Origin of the sequence: Actinomadura nitritigenes, assembly GCF_017573545.1 — a bacterium.
Taxonomy (GTDB): domain Bacteria; phylum Actinomycetota; class Actinomycetes; order Streptosporangiales; family Streptosporangiaceae; genus Spirillospora; species Spirillospora nitritigenes.
Genome location: NZ_JAGEOK010000005.1, coordinates 319,446 through 337,275, shown reverse-complemented (window position 1 = coordinate 337,275; position 17,830 = coordinate 319,446). Strand labels below are relative to the sequence as shown.

The 17,830-nt window shown below is 72.4% G+C and carries 18 protein-coding genes; 8 read left to right on the top strand and 10 right to left on the bottom strand.

The window, feature by feature from the left end; genetic code table 11:
• Positions 1-2: 2 nt before the first annotated feature.
• The gene (locus J4557_RS09715) at positions 3-1,619 is read left to right on the top strand and encodes a carboxylesterase/lipase family protein (protein ID WP_208266110.1); all 1,617 of its coding nucleotides are present in this window, start codon (positions 3-5) and stop codon (positions 1,617-1,619) included.
• A gap of 262 nt (positions 1,620-1,881) precedes the next feature.
• Here J4557_RS09715 and J4557_RS09710 read toward each other — a convergent pair whose 3' ends face one another.
• The 5 genes from J4557_RS09710 to J4557_RS09690 form a co-directional block, all read right to left on the bottom strand.
• Entirely contained in the window at positions 1,882-2,646 is a 765-nt protein-coding gene (locus tag J4557_RS09710) for a glucose 1-dehydrogenase (RefSeq protein ID WP_208266109.1), read from the bottom strand.
• Between the two features lie 88 nt (positions 2,647-2,734).
• Positions 2,735-3,343 (bottom strand): GTP-binding protein, encoded by a 609-nt coding sequence (locus tag J4557_RS09705; protein ID WP_208266108.1) that lies wholly within the window; start codon positions 3,341-3,343, stop codon positions 2,735-2,737.
• A complete protein-coding gene (locus J4557_RS09700) occupies positions 3,324-3,692 on the bottom strand; it encodes a DUF742 domain-containing protein (protein ID WP_208266107.1) in 369 nt (122 codons plus the stop codon). Before J4557_RS09700 ends, J4557_RS09705 begins: the two co-directional genes overlap by 20 nt.
• Before the next feature lie 7 nt (positions 3,693-3,699).
• Positions 3,700-4,116, bottom strand: a complete 417-nt coding sequence (locus J4557_RS09695; RefSeq protein ID WP_208266106.1) for a roadblock/LC7 domain-containing protein — start codon at positions 4,114-4,116, stop codon at positions 3,700-3,702.
• Positions 4,113-6,617, bottom strand: coding sequence for a sensor histidine kinase (locus J4557_RS09690; protein WP_208266105.1), 2,505 nt, complete (start codon positions 6,615-6,617; stop codon positions 4,113-4,115). Before J4557_RS09690 ends, J4557_RS09695 begins: the two co-directional genes overlap by 4 nt.
• 232 nt (positions 6,618-6,849) lie before the next feature.
• Here J4557_RS09690 and J4557_RS09685 point away from each other — a divergent pair, with 232 nt between their 5' ends.
• Positions 6,850-7,251 (top strand): roadblock/LC7 domain-containing protein, encoded by a 402-nt coding sequence (locus J4557_RS09685; protein ID WP_208266104.1) that lies wholly within the window; start codon positions 6,850-6,852, stop codon positions 7,249-7,251.
• A 93-nt stretch (positions 7,252-7,344) separates the two neighbouring features.
• Here the strand turns inward: J4557_RS09685 and J4557_RS09680 are convergent, their stop codons facing one another.
• Positions 7,345-8,001 (bottom strand): helix-turn-helix transcriptional regulator, encoded by a 657-nt coding sequence (locus J4557_RS09680; RefSeq protein WP_208266103.1) that lies wholly within the window; start codon positions 7,999-8,001, stop codon positions 7,345-7,347.
• A gap of 23 nt (positions 8,002-8,024) precedes the next feature.
• Between J4557_RS09680 and J4557_RS09675 the strand changes: the two genes are divergently transcribed.
• Positions 8,025-8,303, top strand: coding sequence for a hypothetical protein (locus tag J4557_RS09675; RefSeq protein WP_208266102.1), 279 nt, complete (start codon positions 8,025-8,027; stop codon positions 8,301-8,303).
• Here J4557_RS09675 and J4557_RS09670 read toward each other — a convergent pair.
• From J4557_RS09670 to J4557_RS09660, 3 genes are read right to left on the bottom strand one after another with little or no spacing between them, the layout of a single operon-like run.
• Positions 8,245-8,931, bottom strand: a complete 687-nt coding sequence (locus J4557_RS09670) for a response regulator transcription factor (protein WP_208266101.1) — start codon at positions 8,929-8,931, stop codon at positions 8,245-8,247. The genes J4557_RS09675 and J4557_RS09670 overlap by 59 nt on opposite strands.
• Positions 8,928-10,178: a sensor histidine kinase gene (locus J4557_RS09665; protein WP_208266100.1), complete on the bottom strand. Its 1,251-nt coding sequence runs from the start codon at positions 10,176-10,178 to the stop codon at positions 8,928-8,930. The genes J4557_RS09670 and J4557_RS09665 overlap by 4 nt, the downstream gene beginning before the upstream one ends.
• A gap of 7 nt (positions 10,179-10,185) precedes the next feature.
• On the bottom strand, positions 10,186-12,423 hold the full coding sequence (locus J4557_RS09660; protein WP_208266099.1) for an MMPL family transporter: 2,238 nt from the start codon (positions 12,421-12,423) through the stop codon (positions 10,186-10,188).
• Positions 12,424-12,674: 251 nt separating this feature from the next.
• Here J4557_RS09660 and J4557_RS09655 point away from each other — a divergent pair, with 251 nt between their 5' ends.
• The 3 genes from J4557_RS09655 to J4557_RS09645 all read left to right on the top strand — a co-directional run bounded on the left by J4557_RS09655 (position 12,675) and on the right by J4557_RS09645 (position 15,521).
• Positions 12,675-13,361 (top strand): TetR/AcrR family transcriptional regulator, encoded by a 687-nt coding sequence (locus J4557_RS09655; protein ID WP_208266098.1) that lies wholly within the window; start codon positions 12,675-12,677, stop codon positions 13,359-13,361.
• A gap of 53 nt (positions 13,362-13,414) precedes the next feature.
• Positions 13,415-14,362, top strand: a complete 948-nt coding sequence (locus tag J4557_RS09650; RefSeq protein ID WP_208266097.1) for an MBL fold metallo-hydrolase — start codon at positions 13,415-13,417, stop codon at positions 14,360-14,362.
• Positions 14,363-14,498: 136 nt separating this feature from the next.
• Complete coding sequence (locus J4557_RS09645; RefSeq protein WP_208266096.1) at positions 14,499-15,521, top strand: TIGR03617 family F420-dependent LLM class oxidoreductase; 1,023 nt, start codon at positions 14,499-14,501, stop codon at positions 15,519-15,521.
• 5 nt (positions 15,522-15,526) lie between these two features.
• Here the strand turns inward: J4557_RS09645 and J4557_RS09640 are convergent, their stop codons facing one another.
• Positions 15,527-16,219, bottom strand: coding sequence for a TetR/AcrR family transcriptional regulator (locus J4557_RS09640; protein WP_208266095.1), 693 nt, complete (start codon positions 16,217-16,219; stop codon positions 15,527-15,529).
• Between the two features lie 53 nt (positions 16,220-16,272).
• Between J4557_RS09640 and J4557_RS09635 the strand changes: the two genes are divergently transcribed.
• On the top strand, positions 16,273-17,391 hold the full coding sequence (locus tag J4557_RS09635) for an FAD-dependent oxidoreductase (protein WP_208266094.1): 1,119 nt from the start codon (positions 16,273-16,275) through the stop codon (positions 17,389-17,391).
• Between the two features lie 93 nt (positions 17,392-17,484).
• Positions 17,485-17,829 (top strand): ArsR/SmtB family transcription factor, encoded by a 345-nt coding sequence (locus J4557_RS09630; RefSeq protein ID WP_208266093.1) that lies wholly within the window; start codon positions 17,485-17,487, stop codon positions 17,827-17,829.
• The last annotated feature ends 1 nt before the right edge of the window (position 17,830 follow it).

Below are 17,830 nucleotides of genomic sequence, written 5' to 3'. Positions count from 1 at the left end.
TCATGAAACCGTTCCGCCGGCGCCCGAGAGGGAGCACCCTGTCCGCCAGCGCGCTCTTCGTCCTGCTCGCGGCGATGGTCATCAGCCCGGCGCCCGCATCGGCGGCGCCCCCCGGCCAGGGCCCGGTGGTCCGCGTCGCCGGCGGCGCGGTGCGCGGCAAAGCCGACGCCACCGGCGAGACCTTCCTCGGCATCCCGTACGCGGCGCCCCCCACGGGCGCGCTGCGGTTCAGGCCCCCGGCGCCGCCCCGGGCGTGGTCGGGCGTTCGCGACGCCACCGAGCAGGGTCCGCTGTGCCCGCAGTCGGTCCCGCTGGGAAGCACCAGTGAGGACTGCCTCTCCCTCAACGTCTACGTGCCGCCCGGCGCCGCCCACCGGAAGCTGCCGGTGATGGTGTGGATCCACGGCGGCGCGTACATCCTCGGATCAGGGGCGGGCTACGACCCCGCCCCACTCGTGGCCACGGGCCAGGTCATCGTCGTGTCGATGAACTACCGGCTCGGGCCTCTCGGGTTCATGGCGCTGCCCGGGCTCTCCGGCGAGTCCGCGACGACGGGGAACTACGGTCTCCTCGACCAGCAGGCGGCCCTCCGCTGGGTGCGCGCCAACATCGGCGCCTTCGGCGGCGACTCCCGCAACGTCACGGTCTTCGGCGAATCCGCCGGCGGCCACAGCGTCTGCATGCAGCTGATCTCCCCGACCGCGCGGGGGCTGTTCGACAAGGCGATCTCCGAAAGCGGGGGATGCGTCGGCACGCCCCTGGGACCGAGGCCCCTGGCGAAGGCCTACCGCACCGGCCAGGCGTTCGCGGACTCCCTCGGATGCACCGATCCGCGCACGGTCGTCGCGTGCCTGCGCGGCCTGCCCGCGAACAAGCTCGTCGGCGACTTCGGCGGCCTGTTCAGGCTGGACGACCCCGGCTGGGAACCGGTGATCGACGGCAGCGTGGTCACCGAAGACCCCGCGTCGGCGATCAAGGCCGGCCGCTACCAGAAGGTGCCGCTCATCGTCGGGAGCAACAAGGACGAAGGCCGGCTGTTCACGGCCCTCGGATATCACGTGCAGCAGCTGCGGCGCGCGAAGGCCGACGACCTGGACAGGGTGATCGACCTCCGGACGCCCGCGGCCGCCGGTGCGATGCGCGCCGCCTACCCGCCAGCGTCGGCCGGCGACGCCGACCTCGCCCTGTCCGCCTACACCACCGACGGCCTCTTCGCCTGCCCCGCCCACTTCATCGCCCAAGCCGCGGCGTCGTCCGGCTCCCAGCCGGTCTACCAGTACGAATTCGCCGACCCCAAGCCGCCGCTGTCGGACTTCGACCCGCTGATGCCCCTGGGCGACTACCACTCGTCCGAACTGTTCTACCTCTTCAGGACAGTGCAGAGCCTCCCGCCACTGCCCGGCCTGAACGCCGCCCAGCAGCGGCTGTCGCAGCAAATGCTGAGCTACTGGACGACCTTCGCGAAGACCGGCGCCCCCAACGGCTCCGGCACCCCCACCTGGCCGGCCGTCACTCCCGGACGGCCACCGATCCAGCGCCTGACCTCCCAGGGAACCGGGCCGTTCACCACGTTCACCCGCGACCATCACTGCGACCTCTGGGCCGGGGCGACCGGCTGAGCCGGACCTTCCGGGAACGGACGCCGACCGCCGGTCGAGGTTCGCCGCCCGATCGTTCGGCCGGCCGGTTTCCGGCGGGTGATCTCACCGATGTCCACGGACGGTCGGTGACGATGCCCGACCGGCGACCGGCTCGTCTCGAAGCCCGGCAGCGGCGCCGCCGGCGCCGGTGAGCGCGCCGGGGACGGCCGGGGTCCGCTGCCGCGGGGCAGCGGACCGCCGTCACCTGGACGGTCCGTGTCCGGCACGGACCGATCGCCCGTCAGCCGGCGGACATGCCGCAGTCGACGGCGATCGACTGGCCCGTGATGTGCCGGGACGCGTCCGAGCACAGGAAGGAGAACGTCTCGGCGACGTCCGCCGGGTCGATCAGGACGCCGGACGGGTGCAGCGCCGCAGCCTGCTCCTCGGTGAACATGCCGCCCTCGATCGCCTGGGCGAGCAGCGCGGTGCGGACGACCCCGGGGCAGACCGCGTTGATCCGGATGCCCTGCTTCACGTATTCGATGGCGGCGGTGCGGGTCATCGACACGACGCCGCCCTTGGTCGCCGAGTAGTCCGAGATCCCGAGCGGCAGCCCCACCAGCCCGGCCACGGACGCCATGTTGACGATCGTGCCGCCGCCCTGCGCGAGCATCTGCCGGATCTCGTACTTCATGGACAGCCAGACGCCCTTGAGGTTCACCGCGACGAGCTTGTCCCACGCCTCTTCGGTGATCTCGTGCAGCGCCGAGCCCTGCTCCTCGATGCCCGCGTTGTTGACCGCGCAGTCGAGACGGCCGTACGCGCGCACGGCGGCGGCCACCGCCGCCTCGACGTCGGCGCCGGAGGTGATGTCGGTCCGGACGAAGACCGCCTCGCCGCCGTCCGCCTCGATGGCGGCGACGGTCTCCTTGCCGCCGTCCTCGTTGACGTCGGCGACCACCACGCGCGCGCCGCGCGCGGCGAACAGGCGCGCCGTCGCGGCGCCGATGCCCTGCGCGGCACCGGTGATCAGCGCGGACTTGCCTTCGAGCACTTCACTCATGTCGCTCTCCTTCTCCACGGGAAACCAGGCGGCGGCTCGCCACCCGTCCGGTACACGGGGCGGGACCGCTCCCGCCGGGCGCGGTCGCTCAGGGGCGGGCCGCGGTCTGCGCCAGGACGTGCTCGACCACGGTGATCAGAACGCGTTTCGCCGACTCCCGGTCGCGCACGTCGCACATCAGCAGCGGGACGCGGTCCTCGAGGTCCAGCGCGATGCGGACGTCCTCGGGGTCCTTGCGCTCGGCGCCGTCGAAGCAGTTCACCGCGACGACGAAGGGGGTCCGGCGGTCCTCGAAGTAGTCGACCGCGGCGAAGCTGTCGGCGAGGCGGCGCACGTCGGCGAGCACCACCGCGCCGAGCGCGCCGAGCGCCAGCTCGTCCCACATGAACCAGAACCGGTGCTGGCCGGGCGTCCCGAACAGGTACAGCACCAGGTCGTCGGGCAGCGTGATGCGGCCGAAGTCCATCGCCACGGTGGTGCTGATCTTCCCGTCGACGCCGCTGGTGTCGTCGACGCCGACGCTCCGGTCGGTGAGGATCTCCTCGGTGCGCAGCGGCCGGATCTCGCTGATCGAGCCGACCATCGTGGTCTTGCCGACCCCGAAACCCCCCGCGACGAGGATCTTCGCGGCGATCGGCCGCCGGCCGCCGGCCGCGGCCGGGTCACGGACGGCGGCGTCAGAGTGCACGTAGTCCATTGAGCAGTTTCCTTAGTACGAGCTCGTCAGGGATGTCGCCGGTGTTGGTCGGCCGCAGCGCCCTGAGCAGGTTCTCGTCACGCAGGTCGTCGACCAGGACGCGGACGACCCCGATGGGCAGGTCGACCTCGGAGGTCAGGTCGGCGAAGGTGATCGGGCGTTGGCACAGGGCCAGCAGGGTGCGGTGCTCGGGGTCCAGCCGCATCCGCCGCGACACCGGGACCCCCGTCGCCTCCAGCACGGAGATCAGGTCGAGGCCGTCCTCGCGGAACCGGGTCCTGCCCCGGGTGACGGTGTAGGGCCGCACGACCGGCCCCGCGTCGTCATCAAGCCAGCGATCGCTGCTCACCGGGGTCTCACCTCGTACTCGAACCCGACAGCCGGGCGACCGCCGGGGGCCGCTCGGCGATCCGCTCGGCGAGATCGGTCATCTCGTAGGCGATCGTGCCGGCGTCCGCCTGCGGCGGCGCGACCAGGGCGAGGCACGCGTGCTCCCCGGCCGGCACCATGAACACCAGGTACGTGTCCATCTCGATGAAGGTCTGCAGCAGCTGCCCGCCGCCGAACCTGCGGCACGCCCCGCGCGCGAGGCCCTGCACGCCCGCGACCAGCGCGGACAGGTGCTCGGAGTTCTCCCGGCCGAACCGGGTGGAGGACGCCACCAGCAGCCCGTCGTTGGACAGGACGACCGCGCCGCGCACCGGGCCGGTGCGCAGCACCATCTCGTCGAGCAGCCGCTGCACTTCCCGCTCCGTCATCGGCGCCGGAGTCATCGGTTCTCCTCATCCTCGTTGGGCCGGACGGGCCCGGACGTCTCGACGCGTCCGCGCCGCCATCCGCTCTGCATGGACGTCATGACCGAGCGGGCGCGTTCCGGGGAGCGCCCGGTGCCGCGTCCCGGCTGCCGCTGCTCGCCGCTGTCGCGGGGGGACGGGGGCGCGTCGCGCAGCTGTGGCGCGAGGTTGGCGCGGCGGACGCGGCGCGGCATGCCCGCGTGGGTGTCGCCCACCTGGGAGGCCGGCGCGTCCGGCGCCGGGCGGGGAGGCGGCGGGGGAGCGGACGGCGGGACGTCGGACGGGGTGTCTCCGGGACCCGGCTCGTTTCCGCCGAGCCGGTGCCGTCCGCTGGGGTCCTGCGCGTGACCTGGCAGAACGTGCCCGGCGACCGGCAGGGGCCCGGTCCCGGTGACCGACATGGGGCCGGTTCCCGAGACGGGCATGGGGCCGGTTCCGGTGAACCCGCCGGTTCCGGCGGGGACCTGCGCCGGGTATGCCGGGTCCTGGGACCCGGGGCGGGCGGTCGCCATGGCCGGGGCGTTCGCCGGGGCGTTCGCCGCGGCGGGGTCCGCGCCGGGGGCGGCCTCGGCGGCTTCCCGGCCGATCCGGTCAGCGGGGACCACGAGCGAGTGCGGCAGCAGCACGATCGTCTTGATACCGCCGTAGGCGTTCGGCTCCAGCACCACCCTGATCCCGTGCCGGTACGCCAGGCTGGTGACCACGAACAGCCCGAGCTGGTCGCCGTCGGCCAGGTCGAACTCCGGCTCGCGGGACAGCCGCTGGTTGATGGCCGCGAGCTTCTCGGGCGCCATGCCGAGGCCGCGGTCCTGGATCTCCACCACGAAGCCCTGCCCGACCAGCCCGGCGTCCACCTCGACCGGCGTGTTCGGCGGCGAGAAGGCGGCGGCGTTCTCGATGAGCTCGGCCATCAGGTGGATGACGTCGGCGACCGCGGCGCCGACGATCCCCTCCTGCGCCGAGGTCACCACGTCCACGCGCGAGTAGTCCTCGATCTCACCGACGGCGCCGCGCAGCACGTCCACGATGCTGACCGGGTGCCGCCAGCCGCGGCCGGGCGCGGCGCCGGACAGGATGACCAGGCCCTCCGCCTGCCGCCGCATGCGGGTGGTCAGGTGGTCGATGGCGAACAGGTCGGCGAGCGCCTCCGGGTCGGTCGCCTTGCGCTCCAGCGTGTCGAGCATGGCCAGCTGGCGGTGCAGGAGCGACTGGTTGCGCCGGGCCATGTTCTGGAACACCTGGTTGACCGCCTTGCGCAGGTCGGCCTGGCCGACGGCGGCGGCGACCGCGGTGCGCTGGACGCTGGAGAACGCGTCGGCGACGTTGGCCACCTCGGCCGTCTTGCCGAGGCGGAGCGGCGGCGCCTCGACCGCCACGTCGACCTCGTCGCCGCGGCTGAGCCGGCCGACCAGGCCCGGCAGCCGCTCCTCCGCCAGCGACCGCGCGGCGCTCTGCAGCCCGAGCAGGTCGCGGCCGATGCGGCGGGCGAACCGGATCACGAGGAACAGCGTCAGCAGGACCGCGACCAGGCCGAGGCCCCCGACGAGGCCGAGCCGCCACAGGGTCCGGTCCGAGGTCTTCTTGGCGTCGCCGGCCAGCACGGTCCGGGACTTCAGCAGCGCGCCGTCCAGCGCGCCGATGAACCCCTTCAAGTCCTGCTCCCAGGCGGCGGGCGGGAGCGTCAGCCGGCCCTTGGGCCCGGCCGCGAGAATGCGGTCCTCCACCGAGGTGAAGGTGGTGGCGGGCGGAGAGGCCAGCGCCTGCCGGAAGGGGGCGCCGTTGCCGGGGGTGAACTCCGACAGGCTCGTCGTCTGCAGGTAGCGCCGCTCGTACACCAGCTGGTTGATCGCGGCGTACTCGGCGGGGGTCATCCTGCCGCCGCCGACGAGCACGCCGCCGACGAGCGTCGCCTCCCGGCCGCTCAGCTCGATCGCCCGCGACATGCCGGTCAGGTGGTACGCCTGCTGGTAGCCGTTGTCGGCGACCAGGAGGTAGATGAACCGGAAGTGGGAGTCGATGATGTCGTTGTAGGCGTTGAACGCCTCGAGCTTGGTCAGAGCGCCGGAGTCGACCTCGCCGCGCACCTTCGCGATCGCGTTGAGCTTGCCGATCAGCACCGACAGCCGCTGCTTCATCGGTCCGGTCAGGGTGCCGCGGAACCTGCCGGAGTTCGCGGCCTTGTTCATCTGGACGATCGTCCCGTCGGCCTTCTTGCGGACGGCGTCCAGCGACGTGCGCGGCAGCCGGCCGCGGCCGGCCAGCCACACGACCGACTCCTGGCGCTCCTGGGCCACGGTCACCAGCATCGGCTGCACGGCGTTGCCGTAGACCTCGTTGGCGGTGTCGATGTTGCGCTGGTGGAGCGCCTCGGACGCGGTGCTCTGCGCCGCGAAGCCCCACAGCGTGATCAGCGAGACGACCGGGACGACGAGCATGCCGTACAGCGACAACCGGAACGAGCGCCGGCGCGCGGTCCTCACTGGTCGGAACGGAGGTGAGCGGGGCGGACGCGGCTGTTCAGCTCATTCATGTTCGTTTCTCTCAAGCGTCGGTGACGGTCCGGTCGGGACGAGGTCCGTGACACCATAGCCATCGCTTTGATCTTGCGCGGCGGTTTCGGGTCATATTTCACACTCTGGCGGTTTTGCCTGAGGGTGGGCGCGGCGAATGGCACGATGTCCCCGCGTCCACCGCCCCAGGAGGAGAAGCCACATGACACCGCGCGACGCGTCGACCGACCGGCTGGACTGGCTGATCGACGGGTTCGTCAAACGCGTACCCCAGGTGACCAGGGCCGTCGTGCAGTCCGCGGACGGCCTGCTGATGGGGGCGTCCTCCGGCATCACTCCCGACGACGCCGACCACCTGTCCGCGCTGGCCGCCGGGCTGCAGAGCCTCGCGCGGGGCGCGCGGCTCCAGTTCGGCGCGAACGAGGTCCATCAGACGATCATCGAGATGAGCGACGCCTTCCTCTTCGTCACGGCCGCGGGCGAGGGCGCGTCGCTGACCGTGCTGAGCAGCGCCGACGTCGACCCCGCCCAGATCAGCTACGAGATGACCCTCCTGGTCAACCAGGTGGGCGAGCACCTCTCCTCCCGGCCCCGCCTGAACTGAAGTGAGTCATCTCATGCCCGCGGGATTCCGGGTGCGCCTCTGAGCGAAGCGACAAGGCCTGTGGTAATGCCATTGAATGGCATCGATCGAATTTCATGAGCAGCCGGGCGTGAATGCGTTGCCTTGCCGCACACTTATCGGCGGTTCCCCGCAAGAATCGATCAGGAGCGGAGGGGTCTCGCTCGGCGGGTGCCCGTAGGCGGCTTTGTAGGCGGCGGCGAACCGTCCCGCGTGCAGGAAGCCCCAGCGGCCGGCGACGGCGGTGACGGTGGTGGTGGCCGGATCGGCGGTCCGCAGGTCGGCATGGGCGGCGGCGAGCCGCACCTGCCTCAAGTGGCTCATCGGCGTGGTGCCCAGGTGCTCGCGGAAGGCGTACTGGAGGGAGCGGACGCTGACGCGCGCCGCGGCGGCGATGTCGGCGCCGCTGATGGGCCTCGCGGCCTTGTCCTCCATGAAGGCGATCGCGCGGCGGACGGGCGCGGGGTGCCGGTCGCGCGGGTGCCGGCCGTCGCGGGCGGTCGAGGCGCTGTGGGCGAACGTGCTGAGCACGCCGGCCGCCAGGAGCCGGGAGGCGGTGGAGATCATCAGCGGCAGTCCGGGTGCCTCCGGGTCTGCCAGCAGGTTGTCCTGGAGGAAGGCGATGGTGCGTTCCAGCCGCCGGCCCGCGTCGGCCGACACCGGTCGATGGCCGAGCAGCCGGACGGGCTCACCGACGCCGGCGACGTCCGCGAGCAGCCCGGGGTCGAACATCGTGATGCGATAGCGCGGCGCTGGTGGTCGCGCAGGCGGCGCGGCTGGACGCCGATCGGCTGGAGCACCGGGTCTGGCAGGTCGCCGAGCAGGCGGGGATGAGCCTGGAGCAGATGGCGGCGGTGCTGGAACTGCCGTCACCCGAGGTGGCGCTGCGGCACCGGGACTGGCTGCGCGTGCGCGCGTCCCTGCCCACCGACCCGGTCGACGGACCGGCGATGCGGCGCCGCGCCCTGGTACGGATTACGACAGGTGGTCGCCGTCGGGGGCGGCGTGGGCCAGGCCCGTCCGGTAGGCGATGACGACGAGTTGCGCCCGGTCGCGGGCCTCCAGCTTCGTCATGGCGCGCTGCACGTGGGCGCGGACCGTGAAGGGGCTGAGGAACACCCGCTCGGCGATCTCCTGGTTGGACAGGCCGGTCGCGACCAGGGCCACCATCTCGCGTTCGCGCGGGGTGAGCGCGGCGAGCCGTTCCGGGTCGCGCGGTGGGGCGTCGTCCGGTGTGGCGAGGAAGCGGGCGACCAGGGAGCGGGTCGCGGCGGGGGACAGGAGGGTGTCGCCCTCGGCGATCGTGCGCACGGCGTCCAGCAGGTCCTCGGCCCCGATGCCCTTGCCGATGAAGCCGCCGGCCCCCGCGCGCAGCGCCTGGGCGACGTACTCGTCGGTCTCGTACGTGGTGAGGATCAGGATGCGGCTGCCGCGCAGTTCCGGGTCCGCGCAGATCTCCGCGGTGGCGGTGAGACCGTCCACCTCGGGCATCCGGATGTCCATGATCACCACGTCCGGGCGCAGCTCCCGGGTGAGCCTGACCGCCTCCCCGCCGTCGGCGGCCTCGCCGACCACGGTGATGTCGTCGGCGGTGTCGAGGAGCATCCGGAAGGCACCGCGCAGCAGGGCCTGGTCGTCGGCGAGGAGGACCCGGAGCGTCACGGCGCGTCCCCGGCCTCTCCGGCGGCCACCGGGCCGCCGGCACGCCGCGCGTCCTTGGCGGGCGGGAGGGGGAGCTCGGTGGTGACGAGGAAGCCGCCCTCCGGACGCCTGCCGGCGGAGAGGCGGCCGCCGACCGCGGTGGCGCGTTCGCGCATCCCGATCAGGCCGTAACCGGGCGGACGGTCCGCCCCCGGGGCCGCGACCGCGCCCGCTCCGTCGTCGGCGACGGTGATGGTCACGCGGTCGCGGTTCCAGGCGAGGCGCACCCGGGCGCTGCCGGTGCCGGCGTGCTTGGTCACGTTGGTCAGAGCCTCCTGGACGATGCGGTAGGCGGTGAGGTCGACGCCCGGCGGCAGCGGCCTGGCCGTGCCCTCCTGGTGCACCGACACCTCCAGCCCCGCGCGGCGGAAGGATTCGAGGAGGGTGGGGAGCCGGGACAGCCCGGGAGCCGGTTCGGCGGGCGCGGCCGCGTCCCCGGTCTGGCGCAGCAGGCCGACCGTGGCCCGCAGTTCGTCGAGGGCGTCGCCGGTGGTCTCGACGAGTTCCCTCAGGCTCTTGCGGGTCTGCTCGGGGCGGGTGTCGAAGAGGTGGGCGGCGACCGTGGCCTGCGCGTTGGCCAGGGTGATCTGGTGGGCCACGAGGTCGTGCAGTTCCCGGGCGATGCGCAGCCGCTCCTCGGCCACTCTCCGGCGGGCCTCGCTGTCCCGGCTCTTCTCGGCACGCCGGGCCCGCTCCTCCATGGCCGCCAGGAAGGCCCGCCGGTTCTGCGTCGAGTGCCCGAGTATGCCCGCCACCAGCGGGAACGCCGCCACCGCCGCCATCCTGCTCGCGTCCTGCCACGAGAGGCTTCCGAACGCGACCACGAGATCGGAGGCGACCGGCAGCGCCGCCGAGGCGAGCAGCACCGCGCTCGCCGCGCGCCGTTCGGCGCGCACGGCGAGCGAGTAGGCGACGATCACGGCGGGGGCCACGATGGGCGGGCTCAGCAGAAGGCCGAAGGGCGGTACCAGCATGCCGCATGCGGTCGTGGCAGCCATGGCGGCCAGGGGCGCCCTGTGCCGCGCCGGCAGCACGGCGCAGGACACCACGGCGATGAGGTAGGCGGCGGCGGGCGGCGGTGACAGCGCCTTGTCGTCGACCTCCAGCGCGCCGCCGAGCAGGCAGAGCGCGAACGCGACCGCCGTGATCGTTCCCTCGCGCCACCACGTGCCGCGCGGTCGCGGGCCACCGCCACCCGTGTTCGTCATGGTCGCCTCAGCGCCCGTCGACGGGGATCGGCGGCACCGCCGCGTCCGGCACCGTCGCGGAGGCCGGGGTACGCCCGCTCAGCGCCTCGCCCTCGATGTCCACGTTCGGCAGCACGCGCTTCAGGCTACGCGGCAGCCACCAGGCCCGGTGGCCGAGGAGCGCCAGGACCGCGGGCGCGATCGCCATCCGGACCACGAAGGCGTCGAAGGCGACGGCGGAGGCCAGCCCGAGGCCCATCGTCTGGATCGTGGGGTTGTTCATCCCGATGAACCCGGTGAACACGCTGATCATGATGATCGCCGCCGCGGCCACCACGCGTCCGCTGTGCCGGAAGCCGCCGACGATCGCCTCGCCGGGGGACGCGCCATGGACGTAGGCCTCCCGCATCCGGGTGAGGAGGAAGACCTCGTAGTCCATGGCGAGGCCGAACACGATCCCGATGATGAGGATCGGCATCAGCGACATGACCGGTCCGGTCTGCTCGATGCCGATCAGGTCCGCCGCCCAGCCCCACTGGAAGACGGCGACGAGGACGCCGAAGGCGGCGCCCACCGACAGCAGGAAGCCGAGCGCGGCCTTGACCGGGACCAGGACCGACCGGAAGACCACCGTCAGCAGGAGCACGGCCAGGCCGATGACCACGGCCAGGTAGGGGACGAGGGCGTCGGACATCGCTTCGGAGATGTCGATGTTCAGCGCGGTCGTGCCGGTCACCAGGATGTCGGAGCCCGTCCGGGCCTCGACGCCGGAGACCGCCCCCCGGATCGCGTGCACCAGGTCCTTGGTCTCGCCGGCGGCCGGCGCGGTCCGCGGGACGGCGGTGAGGACGGCCGTGTCCTTGGACCGGTCGAGAACCGGATCGTCCACCGACGCGACCCCGTCCAGTCCCCGTACCGTCTTGACGACCTGGTCGGTGGTGGCGCGGGGGTCCGCGGACTCCGACATGTCCACGACCACGGTCAACGGGCCGTTGAAGCCGGGGCCGAAGCCTTCCGACAGCAGGTCGTAGGCGCGGCGCTGGGTGGTCTCCACCGACTTGGACTCGTCTCCGGGCAGCCCGAGTTCGAGGCTCAGCGCCGGGAGGGCGACGGCGCCGAGCCCGAGGCCGGCGATCAGGAGCACGGCCACCGGCCGGCGCAGCACGAACCGCGCCCAGCGCGTGCCGAGCCCGGGCCGACCGGCCGCGGCCGCGGCGGGGCGGTCGCCGCCCGGCCGACCGGCCTTGCGGACGGCGCGCGACAGTATCCGCCTTCCGAAGGCTCCGAACAGCGCGGGGACCAGGGTCAGCGCGACGAGGACGGCGAGAGCCACGGCGCCCGCTCCGGCCAGGCCCATCTTCGTCAGTTCGGGGATCCCCACGACCCCCAGCCCGACCAGGGCGATGAAGACGGTCGCCCCGGCGAAGACGACGGCGGACCCGGCCGTGCCCACCGCCCGGCCGGCGGCCTCCTCCGGCTCGCCGCCCCGGACGCGCTCGTCGCGGAAGCGGGAGGTGATGAAGAGCGCGTAGTCGATCCCGACCGCCAGGCCCAGCATCAGCGCGAGGATGGCGACGGTGGACGTCAGGCCCAGCGGAACGGCCAGCGCGGTGACCAGGCCGAAGGCGATGGCCACGCCCCAGAAGGCGGTCAGCAGCGACAGTCCGGCCGCGACCAGCGACCCGAGGGCGAGGACCAGCACCACCGCCGCCACCACCACGCCGATCATCTCGGTCGTACCGCCCGGCGCCTCCTCCGCGTCCAGGGCCGAGCCGCCGATCTCGACGGTGAGCCCCGCGTCCCGGGCCCTGGCCGCGGCGTCCTCGAGGGCGCTCTTCGTCGGCTCGCGCAGGTCGACGGCGTCCGCGGTATAGGTGATCGTGGAGTAGGCGATGGTGCCGTCCCTGCTGACGGCGCCGGTCTTGTAGGGGTCGGTGGCCGACGCGACCTGATCGCCCCCGTCCAGCGAGCCGAGCGCTTCCTCGACGGCCGCCCTGTTCCCGCCGGCCGTCACCCGCTGCCCGTCCGGCGCCTGGAACACCAGGCGGGCCTCGGCCCCCTGGGCGTTGCTCTGGGGAAAGCGCTCGTCCAGCAGGTCGAACGCCTTCTGCGACTCGGTTCCTGGCATGGAGAGGTCCTCGTCCTGCCCGGACGGCGCCATGGCGGCGGCGACCCCGGCGAGCACGAGGACGCCCAGCCACAGACCGATCACGAGCCGCCGCCGCCGGAAGGCCCACCGTCCGATCCGATAGAGGAAAGTCGCCATCTGTTGATCACTCCAGACACCGTTGGCGAAGGGGGAATGCTGCGCGAGATCCGCGCGCCTCCAACACTTCCCTCCGGCACCCTCGCCGGGCATCGTCCCCTGTCGCCGTCTTCCCTTGGTGCGCCTGGACCGGCCGCTCACGTGTCCTAGTGCGGACGCACTAGCCGAATCGCATCGATGAACTTAGACTGGACTGTAAAGTCTAAACAACGGCCCGAGGGGATCGGTACGAGAGCGGGGAGTGGCGTGGCGTGACCGAACAGCCGAGGACGGACCGGCCGGGGACGCGGCGGAAGGAGCCCGGACGCCGCAGATCCGCCTCCGACGAGAAGATCCTCGCGGCGGCGAAGGAGCTCTTCCTGGCCGACCGCTACGACGGGGTCACCCTGGAGCGGATCGCCGAGCGCGCCGGAGTCTCACGGCAGACCGTCTACAACCGCTTCGGGTCGAAGGAGACGGTCTTCCGGGAGATGGTGCACTACCACTGGTCGGCGTTCGCCGGCCCGGACCGGCGGCTCGTCGAGTGCGACGCCGGCACGAGCGCCGAGGAGGTCCTTCGCGCCTTCGCCCGGTCGCTCCAGCGCTTCGCCACAGAGACGGACCAGATCCGTTTCGCCCGGCTCGTGGTGGCCGAGTCCGGGCGCCTGCCGTGGGTCGCGGACGAGTTCTACCGGGTGGGCAAGGGACCGGTCGTGGAGGCGTTCGTCGGCTGCCTCGACGGTCTGGTCCACAGTGGCCGCCTGAGCTGCCCGGACACCTACCTCGCGGCGCGCCAGTTCATGGGCCTCGTCCAGGAGTTCCTCGTCTGGCCGGGGGTCATGGCCTTCGAGGAGGAGGTCGCCGTCCAGCCCTCCGCGGAGGTGGTGATCGAGGAAGCCGTGCTCACCTTCCTCGCCCGCTATGCCCCCGCGCCCCACGGCCCGGCGCGGTCCGCGTGAGGCCGCCCGCCGCACGACCACCCCATCCGTCCCGCTCTCTCCGGAGAACCGTCATGCCCGCAGACACCATCTCTCTCGGCGAAGTCGAGGTCACCCGCGTCGTCGAGTGGTCCGGCCCCATCCGTACCGCCCACTTCATCATCCCTGACAGCAGTAAGGAGACCTGGCGGGACAACCGGGAGTGGCTGGCGCCGGACTTCTGGAACCCGGCCGATGACGCCTACCGCTGCCGCATCCAGACCTGGGTGCTGCGCAGCGAGGGGAAGACCATCCTGGTGGACACCGGGGTCGGCAACGACCGGGAGCGCCCGCAGATCCCGCAGTTCGCCGGGCTGAAGACCGACTACCTTGCCCGCCTGCGCCAAGCCGGCGTCGCGCCCGAGGACGTCGACGTCGTCGTCAACACCCACATCCACTACGACCACGTCGGCTGGAACACCGAACTGCGCGACGGGCAATGGCTGCCCGCCTTTCCCAACGCCACCTATCTGATCCCCCGTGCCGACTACCTCTACTTCGACCCGGAAAGCCCCCGCCGCAGCCGGGCGCCGCGCGACGAGCACGAACGCATCCGCTGGGAGGGCAGCAAGCTGGTGTTCAACGACAGCATCGCCCCCGTCCACCGAGCCGGACAGGCGGTCCTGTGGGAGGACGCCCACCGCATCGACGGCAACCTGCTGCTGGAGGCCGCACCGGGCCACACCCCCGGCTCGTCCGTCCTCACCCTCCGCTCGGGCACCGACCGCGCCGTCTTCGTCGGGGACATGCTGCACAGCCCCGTCCAAGTCCTCGAACCCGGATGGAACAGCTGCTTCTGCGACGACCTCCGTCTCGCGGCGAAGACTCGCCGCGCCTGTCTCTCCCGCGCAGCCGATCTGCGGGAACTCGTCATCCCGGCGCACTGGCCGGGACACGGAGCCGCCGAGATCCGGAAGGACGGCGATGGCTTCGGCATCACCGCATGGGCCGCCTTCCCGCGCGGAGCTGGTCGAGGGCGGTGATGTCCTCGGGGAAGAAGAGCGGGTCGGCGGTCGGGCATGTGGTGGGCTTGGAGACGGTCGGCAGCGGGCGCGGAATCCACGTCATGGACGATCGAGCCGGTGGACTCTCGGCGGCGCGCGGAACGGAGAGCGGTCAGTGAAACTCGACGTGCAGTTGGACGGGCGGCCGGATGAGGCCGCGGAGCGCGCCCGCGCACTGATCGCCGCGGGGGTGGACGGCCTGTTCACCTTCGAGGGCCCGCACGATGTGTTCCTGCCGCTGATCGTCGCCGCCGGTTCATCGGACGTGCCGCCGACCGACCTGATGACCAACGTCGCGATCGCCCTCCCGCGCAGCCCGATGCATCTGGCCAACATGGCCTACGACCTGCAGTTGCTCAGCGAGGGCCGGTTCCGGCTCGGACTGGGCTCGCAGATCAGGCCGCACATCGAGAAGCGGTACGGCTCGACCTGGAGCAGGCCGGCGGCCCGGATGCGCGAGACGGTGCTCGCGGTGAAGGCGATCCTGAACTCCTGGCAGGACGGCACGCCCCTCGATTTCCGCGGCGAGTTCACCAGGCACACCCTGATGCCCGCGACGTTCGTCCCCGGACCGAACCCCTACGGCGTCCCGCCCGTCCTGCTCGGCGCGCTGGGCCCGGTGATGACCCGGACCGCGGCCGAGGTCGCCGACGGGCTGCTGGTGATGCCGTTCCACAGCCACCGGCACTTCCGCGAGCGCACCCTCCCGGCCGTGGCCGAAGGGCTGGAACTGGCGGGCCGCGAACGCGTCGACCTGTACCCGCAGGCCATCGTCGCGATGGGCGACACTCCCGAGGAGATCGAGGCCGCGAGCCTCGGGGTGAAGGCGCTGCTGGCGTTCTACGGTTCGACCCCGGCCTACAAGCCGGTCCTGGACGTCGAGGGATGGGGGGATCTGCAGCCCGAGCTGAACGCGCTGTCGAAGACCGGCGACATCATGACGATGATCGGCCTGATCGACGACACGATGATGCGGACCCTCGCGGTCGCCGGAACGCCGGCCGAGTGCGCGACCGAGATCAGGAACCGGTTCGGCGACGTGGCCGAACGGGTCTGCGCCTATTTCCCGGGATCGACCCACCCGCAAGAGCGGATCGCGTCCCTGGCGACCGAACTCCGCGCCGGAAGGCGGGATTAGCCCCGTCACGCCGGTGGAGGGGTGAGTTTGGCGGCCACGGCGTCGAGGACCCAGTCCAGCCCGGTCGCGAAGGACGTCTCGGCGTCCACCTCCGTGCCGTCGTACACGAACCTGGCCAGCGCCGGGAAGCGGCCCGTGTCCAGCATCCTGCTCAGATGCGGGCCGGAGGCGCGCTGCCAGTCGCGCTTGGACAGGCCCGTGGCGCGCTCGGCCCGAAGGTTCGCGACCTCGCGCCTGATCGCGCCGGTGACGTAGGCGCTGACGGTCTCCACGGCGCGCATCACGGTGTCGAGGTCGGCGACGCCGTCGAGGGCGGCCAGCATCGCCTCGGCCACGGCGAGGGCGTTGGGGCCCAGCGCCGGACGGCCGCCGAGCAGGTCGGCCAGCCATGGATGCCGGAGGGCGGCCCGCCTGGTGCGGTGGGCGTGGGTGCGCAGCGCCTCCCGCCAGTCACCGGGCTGCTCCTCGGGGAGGATCTCGGCGTAGACCTCGTCCAGCATGAGGTCGAACAGCTCCTCCTTGGAGGCGATGTACCCGTACAGCCGCATCGGGCCGACGTCCAGCCGGGCGGCGACCTTGCGCAACGACACCGCCTCCAGCCCGCTCTCGTCGGCCAGCGCGACGGCGGCGGCGACCATCCGCTCCCGGTCGAGCGGCGCGGGGCGGGTCGGCGGCTCCGGACGGTCCCACACAGTCATGCCTACACCGTACAGTTGCGATACACTGTAAGAGATCAATACGGTGTATCGTCATGAGACGCCGTATCGCCGTGATCGGGGCCGGCCCCGCGGGCCTGACCTTCGCCCGCGTCCTGCACCGTCACGATCACCCCGTCACCGTTCTGGAACGCGATCCCGCCCCCGACGCACGTCCCCCGGGCGGCACGCTGGACCTGCACGAGGGACTGGGCCAGCTCGCGCTGCACAAGGCGGGACTGCTGGCGGAGTTCCAGGCGCTGTCGCGTCCCGAGGGGCAGGCCATGCGCATCCTGGACACCGACGGGACCGTCCTGCGCGACTGGCGGCCCCGTCCGGATGACCGGGCCCATCCCGAGATCGACCGCGGGCAGCTCCGCGACCTGCTGCTCGGTCCCCTGGACGTTCAGTGGGGGCGAGGAGTGGCGGAGGTGGTGCCGGACGGCGGGGACGGCGTGCTGGTCCGTTTCGCCGACGGCCGACAGGAGACGTTCGACCTCGTGGTCGGCGCGGACGGCGCCTGGTCCCGGGTCCGCCCGGCCGTCTCGTCCGCGACGCCGCACTACACCGGCGTCACCTCGGTCGAGACCGCCCTGGACGACGTCGACGCCCGCCACCCCGACCTCGCCCGCCTGGTCGGCGACGGTTCCGTGGCCGTGTACGGCGTGAACCGCGCCCTCGTCGCCCAGCGCAACAGCGGCGGGCACGTGAAGGTGTACGCCCAGTTCCGCGCGCCCGTGGACTGGCACGCGAACCTGGACCCGGCCGATGCCGAGGCCGTGCGATCGAGTCTGCTGGCCCTGTTCGACGGCTGGGCCGCTCCCGTCCTGGAGCTTCTCCGCCACGGCACCGCGTTCGTCCATCGCCCCCTCTACGTCCTGCCCGCCTCCCACACCTGGACCCACGTCCCCGGGGTGACGCTCCTGGGCGACGCCGCCCATCTGATGCCCCCTCTGGGAGCGGGCGCGAACCTCGCGATGCTGGACGGCGCCGAACTCGCCGAGGCCATCACCACCGGCCCTGGAGATCCGGACGAGGCCGTCCGCGCCTTCGAGCAGCGGATGACGGCACGGGCCGGCAGGTGGGCGAAGATCACGATGGCCGGTCTGGAACGCCTCGTGAGCCCGGACCCCGCCGAAGCCGTCGCGCTCTTCGACGAGGTCCAACCCTCCTGACCGCCGCGCCGTCCACCTGTCCGGGACCGGGACGTTCGAGCCCTGGATCGGCCCGCGATTGACGCATGCCGATATGGGCATATGATGGCGGGCATGGCACGAGCAGCGACGACGTCGGACGTCTTCAACGCGATCGCCGAGCCGCAGCGCCGGGAGATCCTGGCGCTGCTGCGGGCGGGCGAGCGGCCGGTGACCGAGTTGGCCCGGGAGCTCGGGATGACCCAGCCGGGGGCGTCCAAGCACCTGCGGGTGCTCCGGGAGGTCGGGCTGGTGCGGGACCGCAAGGCGGGTAAGCAGCGCCTGTACGGCCTCGACGCCCGCGGGCTGCGGCCGGTGCACGAGTGGACCGGCGGCTTCGAGCGGTTCTGGAACGAGAGCTTCGACCGGCTGGACGCGTACGTGCAGGACCTGAAGCAGGCAAGACAGGAAGAGGAGTAGC

Bases quoted from the DNA above. Each gene is read 5' to 3' on its own strand.
- J4557_RS09715 (WP_208266110.1), top strand. From the start codon at position 3: ATGAAACCGTTCCGCCGGCGCCCGAGAGGGAGCACCCTGTCCGCCAGC.
- J4557_RS09710 (WP_208266109.1), bottom strand. From the start codon at position 2,646: ATGAGTGAAGTGCTCGAAGGCAAGTCCGCGCTGATCACCGGTGCCGCG.
- J4557_RS09705 (WP_208266108.1), bottom strand. From the start codon at position 3,343: ATGGACTACGTGCACTCTGACGCCGCCGTCCGTGACCCGGCCGCGGCC.
- J4557_RS09695 (WP_208266106.1), bottom strand. From the start codon at position 4,116: ATGACTCCGGCGCCGATGACGGAGCGGGAAGTGCAGCGGCTGCTCGAC.
- J4557_RS09685 (WP_208266104.1), top strand. From the start codon at position 6,850: ATGACACCGCGCGACGCGTCGACCGACCGGCTGGACTGGCTGATCGAC.
- J4557_RS09680 (WP_208266103.1), bottom strand. From the start codon at position 8,001: ATGTTCGACCCCGGGCTGCTCGCGGACGTCGCCGGCGTCGGTGAGCCC.
- J4557_RS09665 (WP_208266100.1), bottom strand. From the start codon at position 10,178: ATGACGAACACGGGTGGCGGTGGCCCGCGACCGCGCGGCACGTGGTGG.
- J4557_RS09660 (WP_208266099.1), bottom strand. From the start codon at position 12,423: ATGGCGACTTTCCTCTATCGGATCGGACGGTGGGCCTTCCGGCGGCGG.
- J4557_RS09650 (WP_208266097.1), top strand. From the start codon at position 13,415: ATGCCCGCAGACACCATCTCTCTCGGCGAAGTCGAGGTCACCCGCGTC.
- J4557_RS09640 (WP_208266095.1), bottom strand. From the start codon at position 16,219: ATGACTGTGTGGGACCGTCCGGAGCCGCCGACCCGCCCCGCGCCGCTC.
- J4557_RS09635 (WP_208266094.1), top strand. From the start codon at position 16,273: ATGAGACGCCGTATCGCCGTGATCGGGGCCGGCCCCGCGGGCCTGACC.
- J4557_RS09630 (WP_208266093.1), top strand. From the start codon at position 17,485: ATGGCACGAGCAGCGACGACGTCGGACGTCTTCAACGCGATCGCCGAG.